The 2,874-nt window shown below is 67.0% G+C and carries 2 protein-coding genes and 1 tRNA gene; all 3 read left to right on the top strand.

The window, feature by feature from the left end:
• Positions 1 to 76: 76 nt before the first annotated feature.
• A complete protein-coding gene (locus BN903_RS14700; protein ID WP_048078441.1) occupies positions 77 to 1,129 on the top strand; it encodes a PAS domain-containing sensor histidine kinase in 1,053 nt (350 codons plus the stop codon).
• A 30-nt stretch (positions 1,130 to 1,159) separates the two neighbouring features.
• Positions 1,160 to 1,243, top strand: a tRNA-Leu gene (locus tag BN903_RS14695).
• A 611-nt stretch (positions 1,244 to 1,854) separates the two neighbouring features.
• Positions 1,855 to 2,874 (top strand): CTP synthase (locus tag BN903_RS14690; protein ID WP_048078440.1); only part of this gene is annotated, 1,020 nt, incomplete at its 3' end.

Below are 2,874 nucleotides of genomic sequence, written 5' to 3'. Positions count from 1 at the left end.
GTGCGGTCGGGCGAAACCGCCCGAGTCGACTGCCGCTACCCCCCGAACACTTGAGCGCTCGGGCCGTCTCCATCGTATGAAGTCCGCGCCGGAGTCGACGCCGATCGACCACGCCGAGTCGATCGTGAACGCGCTCGGCGACGGCGCGTACGTCCTCGACGCCGACCGGAACCGCGTGTTCGTCAACGACCGCCTCCGCGAGGTGACCGGGTTCGACGAGGCGGTCCTCCACGGGGTACACCCGGAGCGGCTCGTCGAGGCGGGGTACTGGACCGAGGAGACGGGCGACCGCTACCGGGCGGTGATCGACCGCGTCCTCTTGGGAGAGAGCGACGACGAGCGGGTCCAACTCACGACGACGCTCGGAGACGGCAGCGAGGTGACCACCGAGACGCGGCTGACCCCGATCGAGCGCGACGGCGAGATCGTCGGCGCGGTCGGCGTCATCCGCGACGTGACGGACCGGGTCGAACGCGAGCGGGAGTTGGAGCGGCTCAACGAGCGGCTCGAACGCCTCGCCGGGTTCCTCTCGCACGACCTGCGGAACCCGCTGTCGGTCGCCCGCGGCTACGTCGACCTCGCGCGAGAAACGGGCAGCACGGAGCGGCTGGCGGCCGCCGAGGAGGCGCTCGACCGGATCGAGTCGATGATCGGCGAGGCGCTCGTGATGGCCCGCGACCCGGCCGAGATCGACACCGAAGACGCCGCTGTCGATCTCGACGACCTCGCGGCCGACTGCCTGGAGTCCGGCGACTTCGGGGATCGGCCGGCCGACGCCGAGATCGTCGTCGAAGACTCGGGGCCGGTCACGGGCGACCCGACACTGCTCCGGCGCGCGGTCGGGAACCTGATCGGCAACGCCTTCGACCACGCTAGCGACGCATCGACGGTCCGAATCGGCGTCGACGACCGCGGGCTGTACGTCGCCGATGACGGACCGGGGCTCCCGGACGACGAGCGCGAGCGCGACGAACTGACCGAGTTCGGCGTCTCCCGCGGGGGCGGCACCGGGATCGGACTCGCCATCGTCGAGCGCGTCGCGGCCGCGCACGGCTGGACCCTAGAGATCGGCGAATCCGCCGACGACGGGTTCCGAGCGACGCTGGTCGGCGCGGAACCGACGGGATAAAGGAGACCGACATCGAACGACCGGCTGCGTGCGAGGGTAGCCAAGCCCGGAAACGGCGGCGGATTCAAGCTCCGCTCCTGTAGAGGTCCGTGGGTTCAAATCCCTCCCCTCGCATCGCCGGGGTCAACCCCCGTGATGCGGAAGGGCGCTCTCGGAGCGTTCTTCCCTCGCAAAACTTCACTCGAACGTGACCAGCGGCGGCTATTTATAATCAGATCCGCGGTGGCGCGCGCCTCCGAGCGCCCTTTTAAGGGCGCGAGGAGCGCCGCGCGAGGGAGTCAGCGGCGACCAACGGGAGCCGCTGACGAGGCTGGGGAGGTGTGAGGTGCGGGGCTGTGCTGTGCGGTGCGGGGCGGGAATCGAAGGGGCAGCCGGGAGGCGGACGCAGGCGACGGTAGGACCGCAGCGAGGGAGCGATAGCGACCGAGTGAGGACCGCTCCGAGCGTGCGTCCGCCTCCCGGCTGGGGCTTCGGTGGTCTCCGCGTCGATAATCTATTTATAAACAACTACCCCTCCGTATAATCAAGCGACCAGAATTTTGACGGCGTTTTCTCCGAATCCGCGCTCCTCGACTTATAAACCGATGTCCGATAGAACCGCTGTCATCGCCACGCCGATGGCACATACCCCTCCACGACAACCCCACGCGTCCCGAATTAACACGAACGTCCACCCGAAATGTGGGGTCCGAAACGGTTTTGACCCGGCCTGACGGACGGTCGATATGCCAGCAGATCCCGACACGGGGTACGACCCCTCGATGGGTCGGAAGTTCGTGTTCGTCACGGGCGGTGTGATGTCCGGGCTGGGCAAGGGCATCACCGCCGCCAGCACCGGGCGTCTTCTCGCCAACGCGGGCTTCGACGTCACCGCCGTCAAGGTGGACCCCTACCTCAACGTCGACGCCGGGACGATGAACCCGTACGAACACGGCGAGGTGTACGTCTTAAAGGACGGCGGCGAGGTCGACCTCGATCTGGGCAACTACGAGCGCTTCCTCGGCACCGACATGACGTTCGACCACAACGTCACCACGGGGAAGACGTACCAGCACGTCATCGAGCGCGAGCGCGCCGGCGACTACCTCGGCAAGACCGTTCAGATCATCCCGCACGTCACCGACGACATCAAGCGTCGCATCCGCGAGGCGGCCGAGGGCAGCGACGTGTGTCTCGTCGAGATCGGCGGGACGGTCGGCGACATCGAGTCGATGCCGTTCCTCGAAGCGCTCCGCCAGTTCGCCCACGAGGAGGACGACGAGGACATCCTCTTCACCCACGTCACGCTCGTCCCCTACTCGAAGAACGGCGAACAGAAGACGAAACCGACCCAACACTCCGTGAAGGAACTGCGTTCGATCGGGCTTCAGCCGGACATCCTCGTCGGGCGCTGCGAGGACCGGCTCGACCCGGAGACGAAAGAGAAGATCGCCCTGTTCTGTGACGTGCCCACCGACGCCGTCTTCTCGAACCCGGACGTCGAGGACATCTACCACGTCCCGCTGATGGTCGAAGACGAGGGGTTAGACGAGTACGTGATGGAGCGGCTCGGACTCGCCGACGAGGCGCTCCCGAAGGCGGAGCGGTCGACCGAGTGGCGGGACCTGGTCACCCGCGACCGCGACAAAGAGATCGACGTGGCGCTCGTGGGCAAGTACGCCCTCGAAGACGCGTACATGTCCATTCACGAGGCGCTGAAACACGCCGGTATCCACACCGAGACGGAGGTCAACGTGCTGTGGGTC

This window comes from Halorubrum sp. AJ67 (genome assembly GCF_000513435.1).
This window is presented reverse-complemented; position numbering and strand designations above follow the sequence as displayed.